Consider the following 18,188-nt stretch of genomic DNA (forward strand, 5'->3'; position numbering starts at 1 on the left):
TATTTTCAAAGTTCAATCCCAAGGAGGCTGCCTTGATCGATCTATATTACTGGCCGACACCCAACGGCCACAAAATCACAATTTTCCTGGAAGAAACCGGCCTGGATTACCAGATCAAACCGGTCAATATCGGCAAGGGGGAACAGTTCGAACCCGATTTCCTGAAAATCGCCCCGAACAACCGCATGCCCGCCATTGTCGATCATGCCCCGGAAGACGGCGGCGAGCCGGTTAGCATTTTCGAATCCGGCGCGATCCTGCAGTACCTTGCCCGCAAGGCCGGTAAATTCGGTGGCGAGACCCTGCGCGATCAGGCAGAGGTCGAGCAATGGCTGATGTGGCAGATGGGTGGCCTCGGCCCGATGCTGGGCCAGAACCATCACTTCACCCAATACGCCAATGAGAAAGTCCCCTATGCCATTGACCGATACGTCAATGAGACGGGCCGCCTTTATGCTGTTCTGAACCGCCGACTGGCCGACCGGGACTTCATCGCAGGTGACTATTCCATTGCCGATATGGCCAGCTATCCCTGGATCGTGCCGTACGAGCGCCAGTCCATGGATATCAACGAATTCCCTCACCTGAAGCGCTGGTTTGACCGCATGGCCGCACGCCCGGCCGTTATCCGCGCCTATGAGGTCGGTAAGGAGGTCAATCCGACTCCGGGAATGACCGAAGAAGACAAGAAGGTCCTGTTCGGGCAGACTGCCGCAACAGTTGCTTGATACCATTCAGGAAAAAGTCTATCGCCCCCGCAACCCAGCGGGGGCGTTTTTTATGTGCTTCATTCGAATTTACACCCCAACATTTATATTAGATAACTTTTAATTACCATAGGTTGTGTGACCTATTTCGATTTCGTAATTTAATAGTCATAGAAAACTTGCATTATGTGATTGCGCAAAAAACAAAAACAGCTTTAAGCTGTTGTCTGCGAATGCGAGGTGACGGGTAAAGAACAGAGCGGCACGGGCTGTATCAGGCATGAAAAGAAGAGAACCGCAATGCACCCAGGGGTCACCGCTGTACAGTTTTGGAGCTAGGTAAGCAGAATGAGTAAACGTCTTCCCCCGGCGCTTGTATTGGAGCGGGCGCCTGCAGTGGTTAAGTGGTTCAACCTGGAGAAGGGGTATGGCTTCGTCACGCCGGTAGAGGGCAATAAGGATGCCCTGCTGCACCGGTCCGTGCTGTCGGATGCCGGTATGGAATCCCTGCCGGAACGGGCGCAGGTTGTCTGTGACGTTGCCGAAAGCCGACGCGGTTGGCAGGTTGTCAGCATCTACGAAGTAGACCTGAGCCAGGTCAGCACCCAGGAAAGCGAACCGGACGGAGCCGTTCAGGAAGGGTCCGTGAAGTTTTTCAATGGTTCCAAGGGCTTCGGCTTTGTAACTCCCGATCAGGGCAACCAGGATGTCTTCGTTTCCAGCAAAATACTGGAACGCTCCGGCGTGATGGATTTGGAACCGGACCAGCGCGTCCGCATGACAGTCCGTCAAAGCCCGCGCGGTCCGCAGGCCACGAATATCGAAACCATCTGACGCAGCGGTCTCGGGGAATACCATGACCGGACCTGACAGGGATGGAACATCCGGCAGCAGCAGCCAGGACGCCGCACAGGTTGATCCTGTCCGATCACATTGGACGGAAAAGGTTGATGACTGGATAACCTGGTCCAACCCGATGACCGTCATGGCGGAACGGTTCAACTGGCCCTTTCTGGAAGAAATCGGCATTGAACCCGGCCATACGGTTCTCGACCTGGCCTCCGGCGTTGGCGAACCGGCCCTGACAGCAGCCTCGCTGGTCGGGACGGACGGCATGGTGATTGCGACCGATTTTGTGCCGGAAATGCTGGACGGATTGCGCCGACGGGTGGAACCGCATCGGTTACAGCTCACCGCAGCAGACATGACCGCCCTGCCCTTTCCAGACGAGATCATAGATCGGATTTCATGCCGTTTTGGCATCATGTTCGTGCCCGATGCCGTAAAGGCGGCCGTGGAATGCTGGCGCGTCCTGAAGCCGGGTGGCCGCATCGGTTTCATGGTCTGGGGCCCGCGCGATGACCAGACCCTGTTCTCGGTTCTGGCCAACGCCGTTGAGGATTTCCTCAATCAGGGGCATGACGAACATCACTTTGCCATTTTCCGGTTTGGCGAGGACGACAGTCTGCCTGCTATTTTGCGCCAGACACCCTTCGACAATATTCGCGAGATATCCCTGCGCTTTTCACCCAAGGTCCAGGTTCATCAGACTTTCTGGCATGCCCAACTGGACATGAGCTTCGGGCATTTGTTACGCGATCTCGATGAAGATGCCCGCAAGGAACTGGACCACCTGATCCGGGACCGCTTCTCCCCTTATGTGACGGAAGACGGCCTGCATTATCAACTGGCCGCCCATATCAAAATCGTTACGGCCGACAAGACGGCGTAAAAAAAGCCGTCTATCCCCCTCATAGCGCATCCACAGATACCAGTTGCGAAAAACCGGGAGAAGAAGTCGTGAAATCAAAACTGTTAAAGACGGGCCGGTTACTGGTTGCTCTGGGGGGCGTGGCCCTTTTGGGCGCCTGTGCCAGTCAGCCCGGGGAATTCCATGGCCGCCAAAAGACCCCTGTCGTCGTCATGGCGGAGGATTCCAGCCCCAATACCCTGCCCCGGTCCAGCGACGTCTACAAACGCGTCTCCGCCGGATTGAAAGGCAGCATGGCCCGCCAGGGTTATACCATCCGGGACGAGGATTTCGTTGCCGCGAAAATGGGCTGGAGCTTCCATGACCGCCAGGACAAATCGGACCTTGTTGAGGCCGCCAAGCTGATGAACAATTCCGGTTCCGCCGCCACCCGTGCACGAACCCTGGTCCTCTATCGCGTCAATACCAGCCAACGCGACGCCGGTTACGGCACGGTCGTCCATGCGCGGCTGGATGGCGAGATCTATGACATTTCCGGCAACCGCTTTCTGGACAGCTTCGAACTGCCGATGGAAAAGTTCAGCGTCCCGGCAGACTGTGACCAGGCCTGCCTGTCGTCCGTGATCGGCAAACGCACCCGCGCCATGGCACAGGATCTTGGCAATGTGCTGGCCCGCAAGCTTAACCGCTATGCCGATCTTGATACCGTCCGACGCGATACAGCCGACGATGACGACCGCCCGGTTTATGGCGACAGTGATACTTATAAAGTCACCCTTGCAGGTTTCGACACCGAAGAGGCGCTGGAAATCATGCGCGTCATGTCCAGCGAATTTCCCGGTTATCGGGATCATGACCTGATCCGCCGAGACGGCCGCCTGCGCGAGTATGACTATGAAACCCGCGCCAGCCGGGCAAAGATGGAAAAATGGCTGAATATCCTGCTGGCCGATATGGGCTTTGACACCGATCGGGACGTCCGGATTTTTGTCCAGGGCCAGGAGCTGCTGGTGGAAAAGACGATCGGCACGCCGCCGCGTTCCGGCAAACCACAGCGTCCCCGTGGCAAGGGCCGTTTTCACTGACCCTGACAGCAACTCTCGTTATTCCAGCCCCGGCGTCTGCCGGGGCTTTTTTATATTCGGACCAAAAAAACACGCCGCCCCTTTCATAGCGGTCATCAGCCCCGGCCAAAGCGCCTCGGGGAAACGCACTCAAGGAAAGGAATGCGAGATGACCGAAACCAAAAAACCGAACAGCCTCAAGACCGGGTTGAAACGGTTGGGCCGGACAGCCGCAGGTGGAGCGGTGCTTCTTTCCGTCACCGCCTGCAACACCTTCTACGGTGGCGACCAACCAGCCGCAGAAGGCATTGGGTATCGCGACGCCCGCTATCAGGAAATCGCCGCCATGCGCGATTTCCGCGATTGCCGCGACCAGGCCGTTGAACTGGACGAAAAAGCCCGGACCGGCCATTCCGCCGGTCAATATCTGGCCAGCGCACGGTTGCTCGACAAATGCGAGGCCAATCTTGGCCCGGAGGTCCGCGATGTCGCCATCGAGGAACGCATGCGCGCCTATGGCCTCAGCGTTCAGAATTACATCAAGGGCGGCGATATGGTCAGCGCACAGGCAAATTTCGAGCGCTTCCAGCAGGCCTTCCCCAACCGCGATCTCTACTATCCGGACGGCACATCCTTTGTGGAAACCATGAGCACCCTGCTTGGCCGGCAGAAAAAGACCGACTACGGCCAACTCTCAACGCTCAATGTTAACCGGGACCTGAAGGACGAAATGCGCCGTGTCACCTACTGGCAGCAGAATTGAGCCACCCCGGCGTGAAGGAGTGACTATCATGACCAACAGCAACCCCAAACATCCGGGCCGGTCGCTGCTTGCCGCAACGGCTCTGGCGCTGTCACTGGCAAGCATGACACCCCAGGCATTGGCAGCAACACCCGACTGGAATCCCACCGCCAGTGAACGGCTGGTGAAGCTGCCCAGCAGCTATCTGAAAAAGGCAATCGACCAGGATTTCGCCGGGTCCGCCCTGGCGGGCGCACTCCACGACCTGAATCAGCAGGTTTCGATGAAACGCCAGTCGATCCAGGACCTGTCGCAGGCTGCCGACGCGGCAGAGGGAGACGTGAAAATCGAATTGCGTCACCAGCACCTGGCAGAGAAGCAGGCCTTCATCCGCCTGATGGGAGAACGCCAGGACCTGCAGCGAAAACAGACCGAAACCCGGCTGAAGCTTTACCAAAAGCTCCTGCGCAAGCTGGAGCGGGAAAACCGCGGTCTGACACCTGAAAAACAGGCACTTGTCGACCAGCAGGAAGAGGCCCGCGCCCGTTTCAACAATGTCTCGGAACAGGTCGACCTGGAGATGTTCGGCGATCCCGGCGCGAAACAGAGCAAATATTCCGTTGAATACGCCAAAAACTATGCCGCCATTCAGGAACTGGCCGCCGCCATCGACAGCCACCCCATGAATGAAAAACCGGAAATCGACGGTGAACCGGTCAGCAAGCAGGATTATCTGCGCCGTCTGGTCGAAGACAGCGAGGCAGACCTCGCCCTGCTGGACCAGAAGGAACAGGTGCTGGGCTATATGGCCAAGCTGGTCGCACTGGATGCGCTGGCGCTTGCCGAGGATGTCAGTCAGGAACAGCTCGGCATCGAGGATGGCGAGGAAAGCACCGACGACAGCCTTACAGTCGCCAACAACGTCGATCTCTTCCTCAACTAACGCAATCGGGAGAAAAATCATGAAACGCATGACCCAAATCGCCTTGATCGCCATAATCGGAATGGGCGCGGCGACGGCAGCACAGGCCGGATCGCTGGAAAACCTGGAGCGCGAACGCGCGGATGTGATCGCCACCATGCTGGACCCCGGCGTCAATGCGCAGGACCGTCAGCAGAAACTGTCCCGCGCCCGTCACCGTCTGGTGGATCTGGAACGTATGGTGTTGCGGGACAATGACCTCAAGGGCAAGAACACCCCCGTGGTCCGCATCGCCTTCCGCAACTACGACCTGACCTTCCTGGCCCATGCATCGGTGGAAAAAAACCTCACCCTGCAGGACCAGTGGCTGGACCAGATTGGCGTCAGCACGGCCAGTCTGATGGATGCCCGCGTGGGACGGCGCTAATCCCATGGTTAGCGCTGCCTTGGGCAACCTCTCCAGAAGCATAAGCCTCCTCCTGGCCGCCATCGTGGTGACACTGGCCGTGGCCGCGATGGCGACCTCGCTGTCGGTTCATGACATCGCCAGTTGGATGCAACAGGTCCTGGGGCTGGCCTTCCTTGGATTATTCGTCACCCTGGTCGGCGTCTGCCTGTTTTGCTGGGTTCATATCCTGCGCCGTCAGGGCGACAGCCAGGTCTGGCTGGAAGCCGGACTTCACGCCGCCAACGGTATTACCACGCTGGCCCTCACCTTCACACTTCTGGGCATCAGCCTGGGCATTGGCAGCCTCGCCGAACAGTCTTTGACGCCCGAGACCGTTCAGGCGGTGATCCGCGATCTGACGGCGCAATTCAGCCTGGCCTTCCTGACGACCGTGATTGGCCTGCCAACGGCAACCCTGCTGCGGGCACTGATCATGGTCACCAATGCCCACCAGCGCGCAAAGAAAAACCGTCCACTGCGTTTGCCTGCGCGCTAAGTAATCGGGAGACTTTCCATGAAGTATCTTGTCTTCAATATCGTCGTCGCCGGAGCCCTGATCTATCTGGCCGTGGGCGGCGACATACACTGGCCCGGCGCGGAAAAGGCTGCACAGGCCACAGTTTCCAGCCCCCCTGCCGCAATGCCTGACCTTGAAGAAACACTCGCAAAGCTCAAACCGGCTATCGAGGAAACGGCAACTCTGGTCGCCGAACAGGTTTCCGAAGACGTGACCAGCGGCACAAAGGAAGAGCTTTCCAGCCGCATTGCGGAACTGGAACAGAAGATCGACGCCCTCACCGCCGACCGAAAGGCAATTGTCGATGCTCCGGCTCAAACCTCCATGATCGAGGAGAAAACGCCGACTGAAGAGCAGGTGGCAGAAGACCTGCCCCCGCTGCCGACGATGACCGTGGACGTTCCCGTCGTCCATACGCCGATGGAAGACCCGCAAGGCCCGAAAGTGGCACAGGCCCCGGCACAGACAGAACCGACAGGGCAAATTCCTGTTGAATCAGCAACACCGCAGGTCCAACTGGCCGAAGGGTCTGAAATGATGAGCCCCCGCGAACGCCAGCGTGAACTGGACGCGCTTGTCCAGAATATGGAGTTGATGTTCCTCGACAAGGCCGGGGAGTAGTAGCGTGGCCATGGGCAAAGGGACCAATCTTGCGTCGATGGCCTGTTCCCTCTCTCTGGGGGCACTACTGATCTGGCTTGCCTGGCCGCAGAAGCTGCCCACAGACCACAAGCAAGGTCCCCAGGCCGACAAAACGACCGCAACGGAAAAGCAGCCAGCCGCCGTTCCTGAAAAAGAGGCCCCCAAACCGATGCTGGCGGCTGTCACCCTGCCACCGCCCCCCGCCATGACCACGACGTCCCCTGCGCCCAAGCAGACGCCCGAGGCAATACCATCACCGAGCCCCCAATCGGCAAAGGTATCGGTGAAGCCCCTCACCCCGCCTAAACCCAAGGCACAGCCGCCTGTTCAGGGGCCCTCAGCAACACAACCGGTTCGACGCTTTAAATCACTGAGACCAACCGAAACGAAAGGAAAACCACCTGTTAAGATGACTGTCCAGGCCCGCAAGCCACGCCCTGTTCCGAAGAAACCGGAAACGCCGGAACCAAACACTTCCGATGAACCCCAGCAACCGCCCTATATGGTGGACAGCCTGCCTGCCTCTGCCACAGAGGCGCGCGAGCAGGTCAATGCGGCCTCGCGGGAACTGGCTGCCGCTGACGACAGGGCAAATGAGAACTGGCGGGATCAGGTGGATCAGGTAAAGCCATCTAAGAGAGTTTCCGTCACCGCCAGCCGTCACAGCTCCGAGGCAAAGGCAGGCCGTATCCTGCTGCGCCTGCTCGAACACGGCCAGGGTCCGGTCATCGAAATCGCATGGCCGGGAAGCGCAGGCGAAAATGAACGCCTCTATCACCGCTTTCAGCAGTGCTTTGGGATGGTTAACGCAATTGTGACAACCGACGGCCACCTCTATGCGATGCAATCGCCGGTTGGGAAGGCCTGGTCGCCCAATATCGACCGCTATAGCGGCTTTGTCCGCCAGCCTGCCGGTCGCCCGGTTCCCGCAGAGCAGCGGAACGCCTCGGAGATCCGGCGACGCCACGGTCTTGGCAACCGCGGAAAACTGGTACGCGTTTTCCCACGCAACGTGGATGCGGCAATCCTCGGCGGGCTGCAGACAATCACCGGGAACAACTATCGGGGAATAAAGACTATTCACGCAGCCTACCAAATGGTGGGCGGAGGATTGGAAGTCACCAATATCATTATAGACGGGACTTCCTATTCCGAAACCATCGCCGTCGCCCCCGTCCGACGGTGTGGAGACGTATGATGACCTATACGACGACCTTGTTGACCATTACCGCCAGCAGCCTGCTTTTGTCCGCATGCCTGACCACACAATATGTGTCCTATGGCAAAGGCGACAACTCTGCCGTGTCTCTAAACCGCACAGTCGAGGTGGAAATCACTGACGACTTCTACCGGGACAACATCGACTGTGTCACTGTCCTGCCCGCCTCGTCAGACAGCAAGGAAAACCTGGCGAAGCAACTGGCAGTGGAAGATGCCGTCGCGCGTCATCTGCAAATGAAAGTGACGGAAGTGATCGACCGGCGGGACCGCAATGCCCTGACGCGCCAACTGGCGCTGGACCTGTCGCAGGAGAAAGACCGCGAACGTTATGCCAATATTACAAAATGCCGTTATTTTGCCCTGATCCAGCCCTGGGGCGGGGATGACAACTATCTGGTCTTCTGGACGCGCAAGGCCTTGGGCGTGGAAGTCGCAATCACCGGCACCATGGGCGATGTCGCGCTCTGGAAAGCCCGCCATGTGGCGGACCGGTCCAACGGCGGATTACCGCTATCGCCGGTCGGTGCCGTCATGTCCCTGTTTGAGGCAAGCAGCTTTGCCGCGGACGACGATATATCCCTGTCCCTGGCCGATGATGTCGCCCGGCGCATCGTGGCGACCCTGCCCGATATGCGCCAGACGCGTTTTAGTGCGCTGCTGCATTGACCGGTCCCCGGGCCCTCTCTATCTTATTGCACCGTAAGGGGAAATAAATTGAAGACACTCACGAAACACCTGATTTCAGCGGCATTCCTGGCAAGCTTTGCCTGGACCGTGCCGGCCCTGTCAGACGACACCAATCCATTGCTGGATACGCGGACGCTGATCGGGGAACTGACACCGGTGACCGGTGAGGTCCGTTTCGTCAATCTTCACATCCCCTTCAAGCTGAATTCCGCGGCATTGACGCCGGAGGCGGAAAAGCAACTCACATATCTCGGAGAAGCCCTGCAATCCCCGGAACTGTCAGGATTGGAAGTCAGCGTCAACGGTCACACCGATGCCAGCGGCAGCGCCGACTACAACATGGCCCTGTCGGAAAGGCGTGCGCAATCCGTGCGCGACTATCTGCTGGGGAATTTTAACCTGACGGCAGAGCTGCTGACCGCCAAGGGTTTCGGCGAGACCCGATTGCTGGACAGTGAATCCCCCAACGCGGCCCGCAACCGCCGGGTGGAGATTGTCACAACACGGCCGGTCAACGAAGAGGGTGGCGACGCACCGGTCGAAGGCGCAACGCAGGCAATCAATTGATGGGCCACAGGGCATGATGCGAAGACTTCGGGGGAAATATTCGGCCTGCCTGTCAGCCGCACTGACAGGGGCCGCGCTTATGGCGCTCGCCACGGCTCCCGCACAGGCAACCGACAGCAAGCGGCTGTTGTATAAAGCCGCCGTCGACATCCTCCTTGATGTGCCCGAAGGAAGCAAAATTGCCATCCGGCCCTTCTTCGACAATGAAACCGACATGCCCCAGGCCGTCGCGGACAAGATTTACAACGATCTGTTCGACGCCTTTTTCAAGGCCAGCCACGGTGCGCATGTTTTTGTCGACCGCACGAACCTGCTGAAAATCCAGCGGTCCCGCGAAGAATTCTATGAGGCCGACATGGAAGAACTGCTGGCCGCCGCCCGTGCCGATATTGAGATTATCTGTACGCCGACCCCGCATCCCCGTGGCGTCAACCTCGCCTGTAACGCCACGGACCTGCACGAAACAACCACCCTCGGCCGCGCGCAGGTCGTGCTGGCCGTGGACGCCGCAGCCGCCGGGGTACAGCCCTATGAACTGGCGCTGAGCCAACTGGCAGAAAGCCTGAGCCGCCGCACGCCGGACATGAAACGGATCGAACACATCGTCATCCGCGATCATAACCGGGGCACTCAAACCGATCTCGGTGCCTGGCTTGGCCGCCAACTGGCCACACAGGTCGAGACACAAACAGCAAAAACACGGCAAGAGGCCCTTGCTGCCTACGACCGGGAAAAGGCCCTGAGCGATGCTGCAACGCCACCGCCCGAGGCAAACACGGTCTACCGGCTGACCGGTACCTTTTACCGGTTGGACAAGGAGACGGCGGAATTGCTGGTGGCATTGAAGGCCGACGGACAATCCGTTGCAAAAGGTTCCGCCAAAATCAGTATCCCCTCCCTGCCCAAGGATATCGCCCCCACGACAGGCATGCGGGACAAGGTCTATCAGGCCGTCGGCGAGGCAATACTGTCTGAGAAACTGGACCGGGATGCGGCCCTGCGCGCCGCACGCAACCTGGCGCGCGCCCGCGTGGTGGCGCAGGCACTCGGCCTGTCGGGGCCAGCGGTTGACATCATACGCTCCGAAGCCGATGCAGCCTCTATTCTGGCCCACAGCCTGAACAAGGGCATCCCCACGGAAGAACGCTTTGTCGAATTGGTGAGCGATGCCGATGACAAGGTCACAATTGAGTTGCGCGCCCGTGTCATCCCCATCGGCAGCGTTATACATCCCGACATCCAGGCCAAGCTGAACAAATCGACATTCAAGGCCATGGAGCCGATCTATGTAGACTTAAGCAGTTCAGCCACCACCTTCATCGGGTTATTCTCCTGGGGGGCCGACAATCGTGTGGTCCGGCTGTATCCTTCCCCGCAATCCCCGTCCCTGGCGGTCGAGCCGAATGCACCGCTGCTGTTACCGGAACCGGGACAGGGGGATATCCTCTCCATGCCTTTGCCCGGCCTTCAGAACCCGGAAGACCACGAGGCCCTGATCGTCGTCGCCAGCACCAAGCCGATCGACTTTACCGCCCTCGCCCCCATGGCGGGAGAGAGCCTGTCCGAGACCATGACTGTCTCCGTCGACGGCAGCCATTTCTTCAATGCGCTGGCCCGAACGGACGTCAGCCGGATCGCCCTTGAATTCCTGCCCTATCAGGTGCGTCGATAAGTCCGCTTTGATCCTGGTCAAAGAACTGCCATGATCCGAACGCTAGTATCGTCTGTAATAGCGATAATAGATGGACAAGGATCGAGAAGATGAGCTGTAACTGCCAGGAGGCGGCGACCACCGCCTACCGTCAGCTGCGGGAGAAAGGCCACCTGCACGAAGACGCCCTGAAGGCCGTGGAAAATATCATCCGCCTGCGTCACAGTGATTATTCCCCGGCAACCATTAAAAGCCTTGCCGTGGCCTGGGTTCAGGGCGCGCACCACTAAAGCGCTGATTTCAGGGAAACAACGCTTTTTCGGCCTGTCAGGTTTACGTCGATTACGATAATAATCGGGCGACGATCACTAGACAGCGTGTTTTGTGCTGTCTATAACCGCTGCCCAATAGCCAAAAGGCTACAAGGATTAACGACAGGGCGAGCGTTAAGAACATGAGCAATTCCCAGACCGTCATCCGCCATGACTGGACCAGCAAAGAGGTCATGGATCTCTTTCAGCTTCCTTTCATGGATCTTCTGTTCAAGGCCCAGTGCATTCATCGGGAAAACTTCGACCCGAATGAAGTCCAGGTCAGCACGCTTTTGTCGATCAAGACCGGGTCCTGCCCGGAGGACTGCGCCTATTGTCCGCAAAGTGCGCATTACAATACCGGCCTTGAAAAAGAAAAGATGATGGAAGTGGAGCGCGTGCTCAACGACGCGCGCCAGGCCAAGGAAAAGGGTGCGACCCGTTTCTGCATGGGCGCTGCCTGGAAAAATCCGAACAAGCGCGACTTCCCCTATGTCCTGGAAATGGTCAAGGGCGTGAAGGATATGGGGCTGGAGACCTGCGTGACGCTGGGTTCGCTCAGCCCCGAACAGGCGCAGGAGTTGAGCGAGGCCGGGTTGGATTATTACAACCACAACCTGGACACCTCCCGCGACCATTACGAAAAGATCATCACCACGCGGACCTATCAGGACCGTCTGGATACTCTGTCCCATGTGCGCGATGCCAACATCAAGGTCTGCTGTGGCGGGATCATGGGCATGGGCGAGGCCGAACACGACCGCGCCATGCTGTTGCGTGAACTGGCCAATATGGACGTCCATCCGGAAAGCGTGCCGATCAACCTGCTGATCCGCATCAAGGGCACGCCGCTGGAGAATGCCGAGGCCGTCGACCCGATCGATTTCGTCCGCACCATTGCGGTTGCCCGCATCCTGATGCCGGTATCCCATGTGCGTCTGTCTGCCGGTCGCGAAAACATGAGCGACGAGATGCAGGCGCTTTGCTTCTTCGCCGGTGCAAACTCCATCTTCTACGGGGAAAAACTCCTGACCGCCGCCAATCCGGAAACGGAGGCAGACAGCCAGCTTTTCGAAAAGCTCGGCCTGAAACCGGAGGAAACGCCCTGCAATGCCAAAGCAGAAGACGATAAACGACAGAATCTATCGGACGACGCTACAGCAACTTGCGTCGCGTGACCGACTAAGATCATTAAGACCGACAAGCGGGATCGATTTCAGCTCCAATGACTATTTGGGGCTGAAGTCCCATCCGCGCCTGCGTGAAAAGCTGATTTCCGCGCTGGAAGACGGCATTGATGTCGGGTCCGGTGGATCGCGCCTGTTGCGCGGCAACCATGAAGCCATTGAGGCGCTGGAAACCAAGGCCGCCAGCTTCTTCGGGTCAGAACGCACGCTGTTCATGGCGACAGGCTATCTCGCCAATTTCGCCATTTTCGCCACCCTGCCCCAACGGCGCGACGCCATTATCTTTGACGAATTGATGCACGCCAGCGGCAAGGAAGGCATCCGTGCCTCCCTCGCCAAATCCGGCAAGGCGCGGCACAACGACCCGCAAAGCTTTGAAGAAGAGGTCAAACGCTGGCGCGCAGTTGGTAAGGACAATATCTGGATCGTGGTGGAAAGCGTCTACAGCATGGACGGCGATTTCGCCCCACTGGACGCCTTGATGGATATCGCCGACCGTCATGGCTGCCATCTGGTGGTGGACGAGGCCCATGGCACCGCCGTGCATGGCCCCAATGGCCGCGGCCTCGCCGCCGCCTATGAGGGCCGTGAAAATCTGATCAGCCTTCATACCTGCGGCAAGGGCCTGGGAGCCGCCGGGGCGCTGGTGACAGTACCCGCCCTGCTGGCGGATTATATGGTCAATTGCGCGCGATCCTTCATCTTCACCACCGCACCCTCGCCGCTTATGGCGGTCGCCATTGCGGAGGCGATATCGGTCCTGGAAGACGAACCGCAGCGGATCGACGACCTTAAGGAACGCATCGCTTTCGCCCATGATCGCCTGCAGCGCATTGACGGCGCGGACCGTACTCTCAGCCAGATATTGCCTGTGGTGGTCGGGTCAGACGGCAACGCGGTATCCCTGGCAAATCATCTGCAAAACAATGGCTTTGATGTGCGCGCCATCCGCCCGCCGACAGTACCGGAAGGCACTGCCCGCCTGCGTATCTCCATCACCCTCAACGCCAGTAAAGACGATATCGGCGCCATGCTCGACTGTTTGCAGGACGCCTGGAAGGATAGAAACGCATGAATGGTTTCATCGTAACCGGTACGGATACGGAAATCGGCAAAACCGTCTTTTCCGCCACCCTCACCCTTGCCCTGAAAGGCACCTATTTCAAGCCGGTCCAAAGCGGGCTGGAAGAGGAAACCGACACTGCCAGGGTGCAACGCCTGACCGGCCTGCCGGACGACCATTTCCTGCCGGAGGCCTACAGGCTGAACACGCCGGCCTCCCCGCATCTGTCGGCAGAACTGGACGGGGTGGAGATTGATTGCACGAAACTCGCCCCACAGGCACAGGACCTCACCGGTCGGCCGTTGCCGCTGATCGCCGAAGGGGCTGGAGGGTTACTGGTGCCGTTGACACGGGACAAGCTTACCATCGACGCCTTCAAGGACTGGGGACTACCGGTCATCCTGTGCGCCCGAACGGCACTTGGCACGATCAACCACAGCCTGCTGTCGGTGGAGGCGCTCAAGGCGCGCAACATCCCGATCCACGGCATTGCATTCATCGGCGACGAAAATGCCGACAGCGAATGCACCATCATAGATTTCGCCGGCGTCAAGAAACTGGGCCGTCTGCCGATCCTGGCAGATATCAACCCGGACAGCCTGACCCAGGCCTTTGACGCCCATTTCGACATGAACGACTTCCAGTAAGGAGCCTCCCATGCCGAGCAAAAAGACCTCGCCTATCTGGCACCCGTTTACGCAACATGCGCTTTTCCCGGAGATGACCCATATCGACCGGGGCGAAGGGGCCTATCTCTATACCAAGGACGGAAAGCGCCTGATTGACGGCATATCCTCCTGGTGGGTCACCACCCACGGCCATTGCCACCCGCGCATCCAGAAGGCCGTGCAGGACCAGATTGCCAAACTGGATCAGGTGATCTTCGCGGGCTACACCCACGACCCGGCGGAGGCCGTCGCGGAAGGCCTGTTGAATATGACGCCGGACGGGCTGGACTATGTCTTCTTTTCCGACAGCGGCTCCACCGCCGTCGAGGTGGCGCTGAAAATGGCGCTGGGCTATTGGCATCATGTGGGCTCCAGCCGCCACAAGATCATCGTGATGGAACACAGCTATCACGGCGACACCATCGGCACCATGTCGGTCGGTGAACGCGGTGTCTTCAACAAGCCCTATGACCCGCTTCTGTTCACCGTGGACAGTATCCCCTTTCCTGAAAAAGGCAGCGAGCAACTGACGCTGGACGCACTGGAAAAGGCTCTCTCCGCGGACGACGAAACCGCCGCCCTGATCGTGGAGCCGTTGGTCCTGGGCGCAGGCGGGATGTTGATGTATCCAGCCTGGGTGTTGAAGGAAATGCACGCGCTTTGCCGGAAGCATGGCGCGCTGTTCATTGCCGATGAGGTCATGACCGGTTGGGGCCGCACGGGCACACCCTTTGCCTGTGAGCAGGCCGATGTGGTGCCGGATATCGCCTGCTATTCCAAAGGCATTACCGGCGGGTCGCTGCCGCTGGCCGTGACGTTGTGCCACGAAAAGATTTTCGACGCGCATTATTCCGAAGACCGGTCCAAAACCTTCTTCCATTCCAGTTCCTATACCGCCAACCCGGTTGCCTGTGCAGCCGCAGCGGAGAACCTTAGAATCTGGCAGGATGAACCGGTACAGCAACGCATCAACTTCATCGCCGACAGCCACCGCGCCTTCCTGAAAAGCCTGGATGACGACGACCGGTTCGAAAACCGCCGCCAGACCGGCACCATCGTCGCCCTCGATATCAAGGTGAAGGATGAGGGCTATCTCTCTGATATCGCACCGAAACTCTATCGGCATTTCCAGGAAAACGGCATTCTGATGCGCCCGCTGGGCAACACGGTCTATATCCTGCCGCCCTATTGCGTCACGGAATCCGACCTGAACGAAATGTATGACGCCATCCGCAGCGGGGCCGATCTGGTGTGACGGGGCAGAGCACGGCCCCAAGCATGCCGTGCTGAGCCACAGGGATCATTCGGCGGCACGAGGTTGCCGCCGAAACGCCCCTGGCCCCATGCCATACGCGGCCTTGAAACGGCGGGAAAAGGACGGCAGAGAGGCATAGCCGCAACGACGCGCGATCTCGTCAATGGCAAGCGTGCTGTTACGTATAAGCCGACGGGCCTGCAACAGTCGCCAATTGGTGAGATAGGCAATGGGCGCCTCGCCGACCATGGCAGTAAAGCGGTCCGCGAAGACCGCCCGCGACATACCTGCCTCTTTCGCCAACTGCCCCACAGTCCAGGGCCGGTCCGACTGTCGATGAATCGCGATAAGCGCCTGCGCCAACTGCCGGTCTTTCAACGCGGCCAGATACCCCATATCGGCTCCGACATCTCCCCCATTCAGTCGGCGGGTCGCCTGGATCAACACAACCTCCAGCAGGCGCGACAGAATGCCCGTCATCCCGTCCCCTGCCAGTTCCGCCTCAAGCTGCATGAGCTGTAGCAAGGCACGCGCCCAGGGCTCACTGCCCAGCGCAGCCTGACGCAACAGCAGGCAATCCGGCAGATTATCCAGGACCGGGTGATGAGCGGCCTCATCGAAGGCACAGAAACCGCATAGCAGGCGGACCCGAGCGCCCCCTTCGCCGTAACGCAAAACACCATCCTCATCTACCGGATGCGCCGCCAGCAGATGATCGAGCGCAACAGCGCCATCACAGGCCGGTTGCCCGGACAGGGTTTGTGAAGCCCCATGAGGCACGATGATCAAATCCCCTTCGCCCAGTTCCTGAGGCTCACTGGCACCCGGCAGGGTCACCCAGACGCGCCCGTAGCAGACCAGGTGAAAGCGAATTCGCCGCTGCTCCTCCGGCAGGGCCACCGCGAAGGGACCGTCCATCAGGGCCCGGAAATAAAGACCACTGCGCAACGACAGGGTGGAAAAGACATCACTTAATATATCCATGATCCATTCAACCGGCAATTCAAGACGATCTGATAAGAAATGGATATTAACAGGTAAAGACGCTTCTGGAAATTCGGCTTATCCCTTGTCCTGAAAACTTTATCAGGATGGGATTACCAAAATGACTCCGGATTTGCTGCTTGCCTTGGCGGGCTTTGCCTTTGTTACCTCCATCACGCCCGGCCCCAGCAATATGCTGCTGCTGGCATCGGGTGTGAACCACGGCTTTGTCCGGTCCGTGCCATTGGCCTTCGGTATCAATTTTGGATTTCTGTCCATGTTGGTGGCTGTCGGCCTGGGGCTTGGCCAATTGCTGAACAGCTATCCGGCCGCCTATCAGCTTATGCGGATCGTCAGCATCGGCTATGTAATCTGGCTGGCCTGGAAAATTGCCGGCAGCACGCCATCCGCCCCGGCGTCCGACAATCCGGAGACAGCCGCCCCCCAGCCGATCAACTTCATTCAGGGGGCCTTGCTGCAATGGGTGAACCCGAAGGCCTGGATCGTCGCCATGATCGTCACCGTCAATTACACGGTGGCAACAGACTATGTGATCAATCTGGCTTTGATGATTGCAATCTTCGGTCTGATAAATTTACCCAGCATCAGCACGTGGGCCTTGTCCGGCATGTTCCTCAAACGAATTCTGAACGATCCGGCCAAGTTGCGGATCATCAATATTGTCTTCGCGCTATTGCTGGTGGCCTCAATTCTGCCGGTAGCACTCGATATACCGATTGGTGCGCCGTGATCAAAAACGCGGCCAGCGCCCTGCATAAAGCCTCGTGACATAGTCAACGGTCACCATGCCGAAACGATCTGTGAAAAGGTCGGCGTAGGAATAGAACAGACGGCGGGTTGCCGCCTCCCCCAATGCCTTCTGGGCGCGTATGAATTTGGTGGACGTACAGGCCATGCGATAAAAATCCGCCACCTTCATACGCGTTGCCCAATGCAGCTTCTTTTCAATGGTTTCATCGAAGTAGATGCCGATTTCCTGGGTATAGGGATTGGCCCGGTAATGGCGGGAATAATGCCGGCCCGTGGCCGGATCGATCGAGAACTCCTCCAGAAAGGCCTCATGCGCCTGCAGGAAGGGAGAATTTTTCCAGTCCCGATTGTTTTCATAGATCGCAACAGCCCCGTTGGCGGGCAGAACCCGAAGGCATTCCCGATAGAATTTGTCACGGTCGAACCACTGGGCGCTCTGCCCGGCAGTGATGATATCCGCCCGCAGGACCTCCGGCGGCAAGGCTTCCGCGCGCCCCTGCACATAGGCGATCGGCAGGGTGTTGCCCGCCCGCGCAGTTGCCAGCATATCCATATTGATATCAACGCCGATGATCGTGCATTCACCACGCAGCGCATGATAGATCGCCCGCGAAGAAATGCCGGTGCCACAGCCCACATCCACCACCGTCGGCATGCGGTCCACACCCCAGAAGTTCGTGATCGCGTAAAGGAGGGTTTCCGGATAACGCGGGCGAAAAACATCATACGACTGCGCCACACCATCATAGACATGACTGTTCATATAACCCTCCCGTTCAAATTTCTCCTTATAGTTGCATAACAAACTTTGGAATGTCCAGCACCCATGCCTCCCGATAGACCGGCTTACGGTGACTTTTCTGTGAGCAAACCAAAAAGGGCTAACACCTTCGCACCGCACAATAATTTCCCGCATAGGATGCTGCAATGCACCCAAGAAACAAATCTCTACCCGCGCCACATCTCCACCACAGTCAGACATTCTGTTTCTCCTTGATTTCCGGGCGCTCCAGGCGTATAAACCGCCGTCGTTGAGAGGACCGGCCCATTGGGTACGGTCCTTTTGATGT

General features: G+C 58.5%; 21 protein-coding genes. 19 read left to right on the forward strand and 2 right to left on the reverse strand.

All coding sequences use genetic code 11. From position 1 onward, the window contains the following. The first annotated feature begins 32 nt into the window (after positions 1-32). The 18 genes from IF205_RS15035 (at position 33) to IF205_RS15120 (ending at position 15,363) form a co-directional block, all read left to right on the forward strand. Positions 33-728, forward strand: coding sequence for a glutathione binding-like protein (locus tag IF205_RS15035; protein WP_259780170.1), 696 nt, complete (start codon positions 33-35; stop codon positions 726-728). 327 nt (positions 729-1,055) lie between these two features. Continuing rightward, positions 1,056-1,541, forward strand: coding sequence for a cold-shock protein (locus IF205_RS15040; protein WP_259780171.1), 486 nt, complete (start codon positions 1,056-1,058; stop codon positions 1,539-1,541). 22 nt (positions 1,542-1,563) lie between these two features. Further along, the gene (locus IF205_RS15045; RefSeq protein WP_259780172.1) at positions 1,564-2,439 is read left to right on the forward strand and encodes a methyltransferase domain-containing protein; all 876 of its coding nucleotides are present in this window, start codon (positions 1,564-1,566) and stop codon (positions 2,437-2,439) included. A gap of 68 nt (positions 2,440-2,507) precedes the next feature. Continuing rightward, positions 2,508-3,503 carry a hypothetical protein gene (locus tag IF205_RS15050; RefSeq protein ID WP_259780173.1) on the forward strand — a complete coding sequence of 332 codons (996 nt, stop codon included), beginning with the start codon at positions 2,508-2,510 and terminating at the stop codon, positions 3,501-3,503. A gap of 148 nt (positions 3,504-3,651) precedes the next feature. Next, entirely contained in the window at positions 3,652-4,245 is a 594-nt protein-coding gene (locus IF205_RS15055; protein ID WP_259780174.1) for a hypothetical protein, read from the forward strand. 28 nt (positions 4,246-4,273) lie between these two features. After that, positions 4,274-5,167 carry a hypothetical protein gene (locus IF205_RS15060; RefSeq protein WP_259780175.1) on the forward strand — a complete coding sequence of 298 codons (894 nt, stop codon included), beginning with the start codon at positions 4,274-4,276 and terminating at the stop codon, positions 5,165-5,167. A 19-nt stretch (positions 5,168-5,186) separates the two neighbouring features. After that, positions 5,187-5,573 carry a hypothetical protein gene (locus IF205_RS15065; RefSeq protein WP_259780176.1) on the forward strand — a complete coding sequence of 129 codons (387 nt, stop codon included), beginning with the start codon at positions 5,187-5,189 and terminating at the stop codon, positions 5,571-5,573. A gap of 4 nt (positions 5,574-5,577) precedes the next feature. Beyond that, the gene (locus IF205_RS15070) at positions 5,578-6,090 is read left to right on the forward strand and encodes a hypothetical protein (RefSeq protein WP_259780177.1); all 513 of its coding nucleotides are present in this window, start codon (positions 5,578-5,580) and stop codon (positions 6,088-6,090) included. 18 nt (positions 6,091-6,108) lie between these two features. Further along, a complete protein-coding gene (locus IF205_RS15075) occupies positions 6,109-6,732 on the forward strand; it encodes a hypothetical protein (RefSeq protein ID WP_259780178.1) in 624 nt (207 codons plus the stop codon). A gap of 4 nt (positions 6,733-6,736) precedes the next feature. After that, positions 6,737-7,951 (forward strand): hypothetical protein, encoded by a 1,215-nt coding sequence (locus IF205_RS15080; protein ID WP_259780179.1) that lies wholly within the window; start codon positions 6,737-6,739, stop codon positions 7,949-7,951. Continuing rightward, a complete protein-coding gene (locus IF205_RS15085) occupies positions 7,948-8,640 on the forward strand; it encodes a hypothetical protein (protein WP_259780180.1) in 693 nt (230 codons plus the stop codon). Before IF205_RS15080 ends, IF205_RS15085 begins: the two co-directional genes overlap by 4 nt. Positions 8,641-8,688: 48 nt before the next feature. Further along, positions 8,689-9,228 (forward strand): OmpA family protein, encoded by a 540-nt coding sequence (locus tag IF205_RS15090; protein ID WP_259780181.1) that lies wholly within the window; start codon positions 8,689-8,691, stop codon positions 9,226-9,228. Between the two features lie 13 nt (positions 9,229-9,241). After that, entirely contained in the window at positions 9,242-10,900 is a 1,659-nt protein-coding gene (locus tag IF205_RS15095; RefSeq protein WP_259780182.1) for a DUF4384 domain-containing protein, read from the forward strand. Positions 10,901-10,989: 89 nt separating this feature from the next. Then, entirely contained in the window at positions 10,990-11,169 is a 180-nt protein-coding gene (locus tag IF205_RS15100; RefSeq protein ID WP_259780183.1) for a hypothetical protein, read from the forward strand. A gap of 164 nt (positions 11,170-11,333) precedes the next feature. Then, positions 11,334-12,368, forward strand: a complete 1,035-nt coding sequence (gene bioB, locus IF205_RS15105) for a biotin synthase BioB (protein WP_259780184.1) — start codon at positions 11,334-11,336, stop codon at positions 12,366-12,368. Further along, complete coding sequence (locus IF205_RS15110; protein ID WP_259780185.1) at positions 12,301-13,452, forward strand: 8-amino-7-oxononanoate synthase; 1,152 nt, start codon at positions 12,301-12,303, stop codon at positions 13,450-13,452. Before bioB ends, IF205_RS15110 begins: the two co-directional genes overlap by 68 nt. Further along, positions 13,449-14,087: a dethiobiotin synthase gene (gene bioD / locus IF205_RS15115; RefSeq protein ID WP_259780186.1), complete on the forward strand. Its 639-nt coding sequence runs from the start codon at positions 13,449-13,451 to the stop codon at positions 14,085-14,087. Before IF205_RS15110 ends, bioD begins: the two co-directional genes overlap by 4 nt. Positions 14,088-14,097: 10 nt before the next feature. After that, positions 14,098-15,363, forward strand: coding sequence for an adenosylmethionine--8-amino-7-oxononanoate transaminase (locus tag IF205_RS15120; RefSeq protein WP_259780187.1), 1,266 nt, complete (start codon positions 14,098-14,100; stop codon positions 15,361-15,363). Positions 15,364-15,408: 45 nt separating this feature from the next. Here the strand turns inward: IF205_RS15120 and IF205_RS15125 are convergent, their stop codons facing one another. Then, positions 15,409-16,347 (reverse strand): AraC family transcriptional regulator, encoded by a 939-nt coding sequence (locus tag IF205_RS15125; RefSeq protein ID WP_259780188.1) that lies wholly within the window; start codon positions 16,345-16,347, stop codon positions 15,409-15,411. A 121-nt stretch (positions 16,348-16,468) separates the two neighbouring features. Between IF205_RS15125 and IF205_RS15130 the strand changes: the two genes are divergently transcribed. After that, positions 16,469-17,098, forward strand: coding sequence for a LysE family translocator (locus IF205_RS15130; RefSeq protein WP_259780189.1), 630 nt, complete (start codon positions 16,469-16,471; stop codon positions 17,096-17,098). Here the strand turns inward: IF205_RS15130 and IF205_RS15135 are convergent, their stop codons facing one another. Then, positions 17,099-17,881 carry a class I SAM-dependent methyltransferase gene (locus tag IF205_RS15135; RefSeq protein ID WP_259780190.1) on the reverse strand — a complete coding sequence of 261 codons (783 nt, stop codon included), beginning with the start codon at positions 17,879-17,881 and terminating at the stop codon, positions 17,099-17,101. Between the last annotated feature and the right edge of the window lie 307 nt (positions 17,882-18,188).

The organism is Aestuariispira ectoiniformans, assembly GCF_025136295.1.
GTDB classification, from domain to species: Bacteria; Pseudomonadota; Alphaproteobacteria; order UBA8366; family Aestuariispiraceae; genus Aestuariispira_A; species Aestuariispira_A ectoiniformans.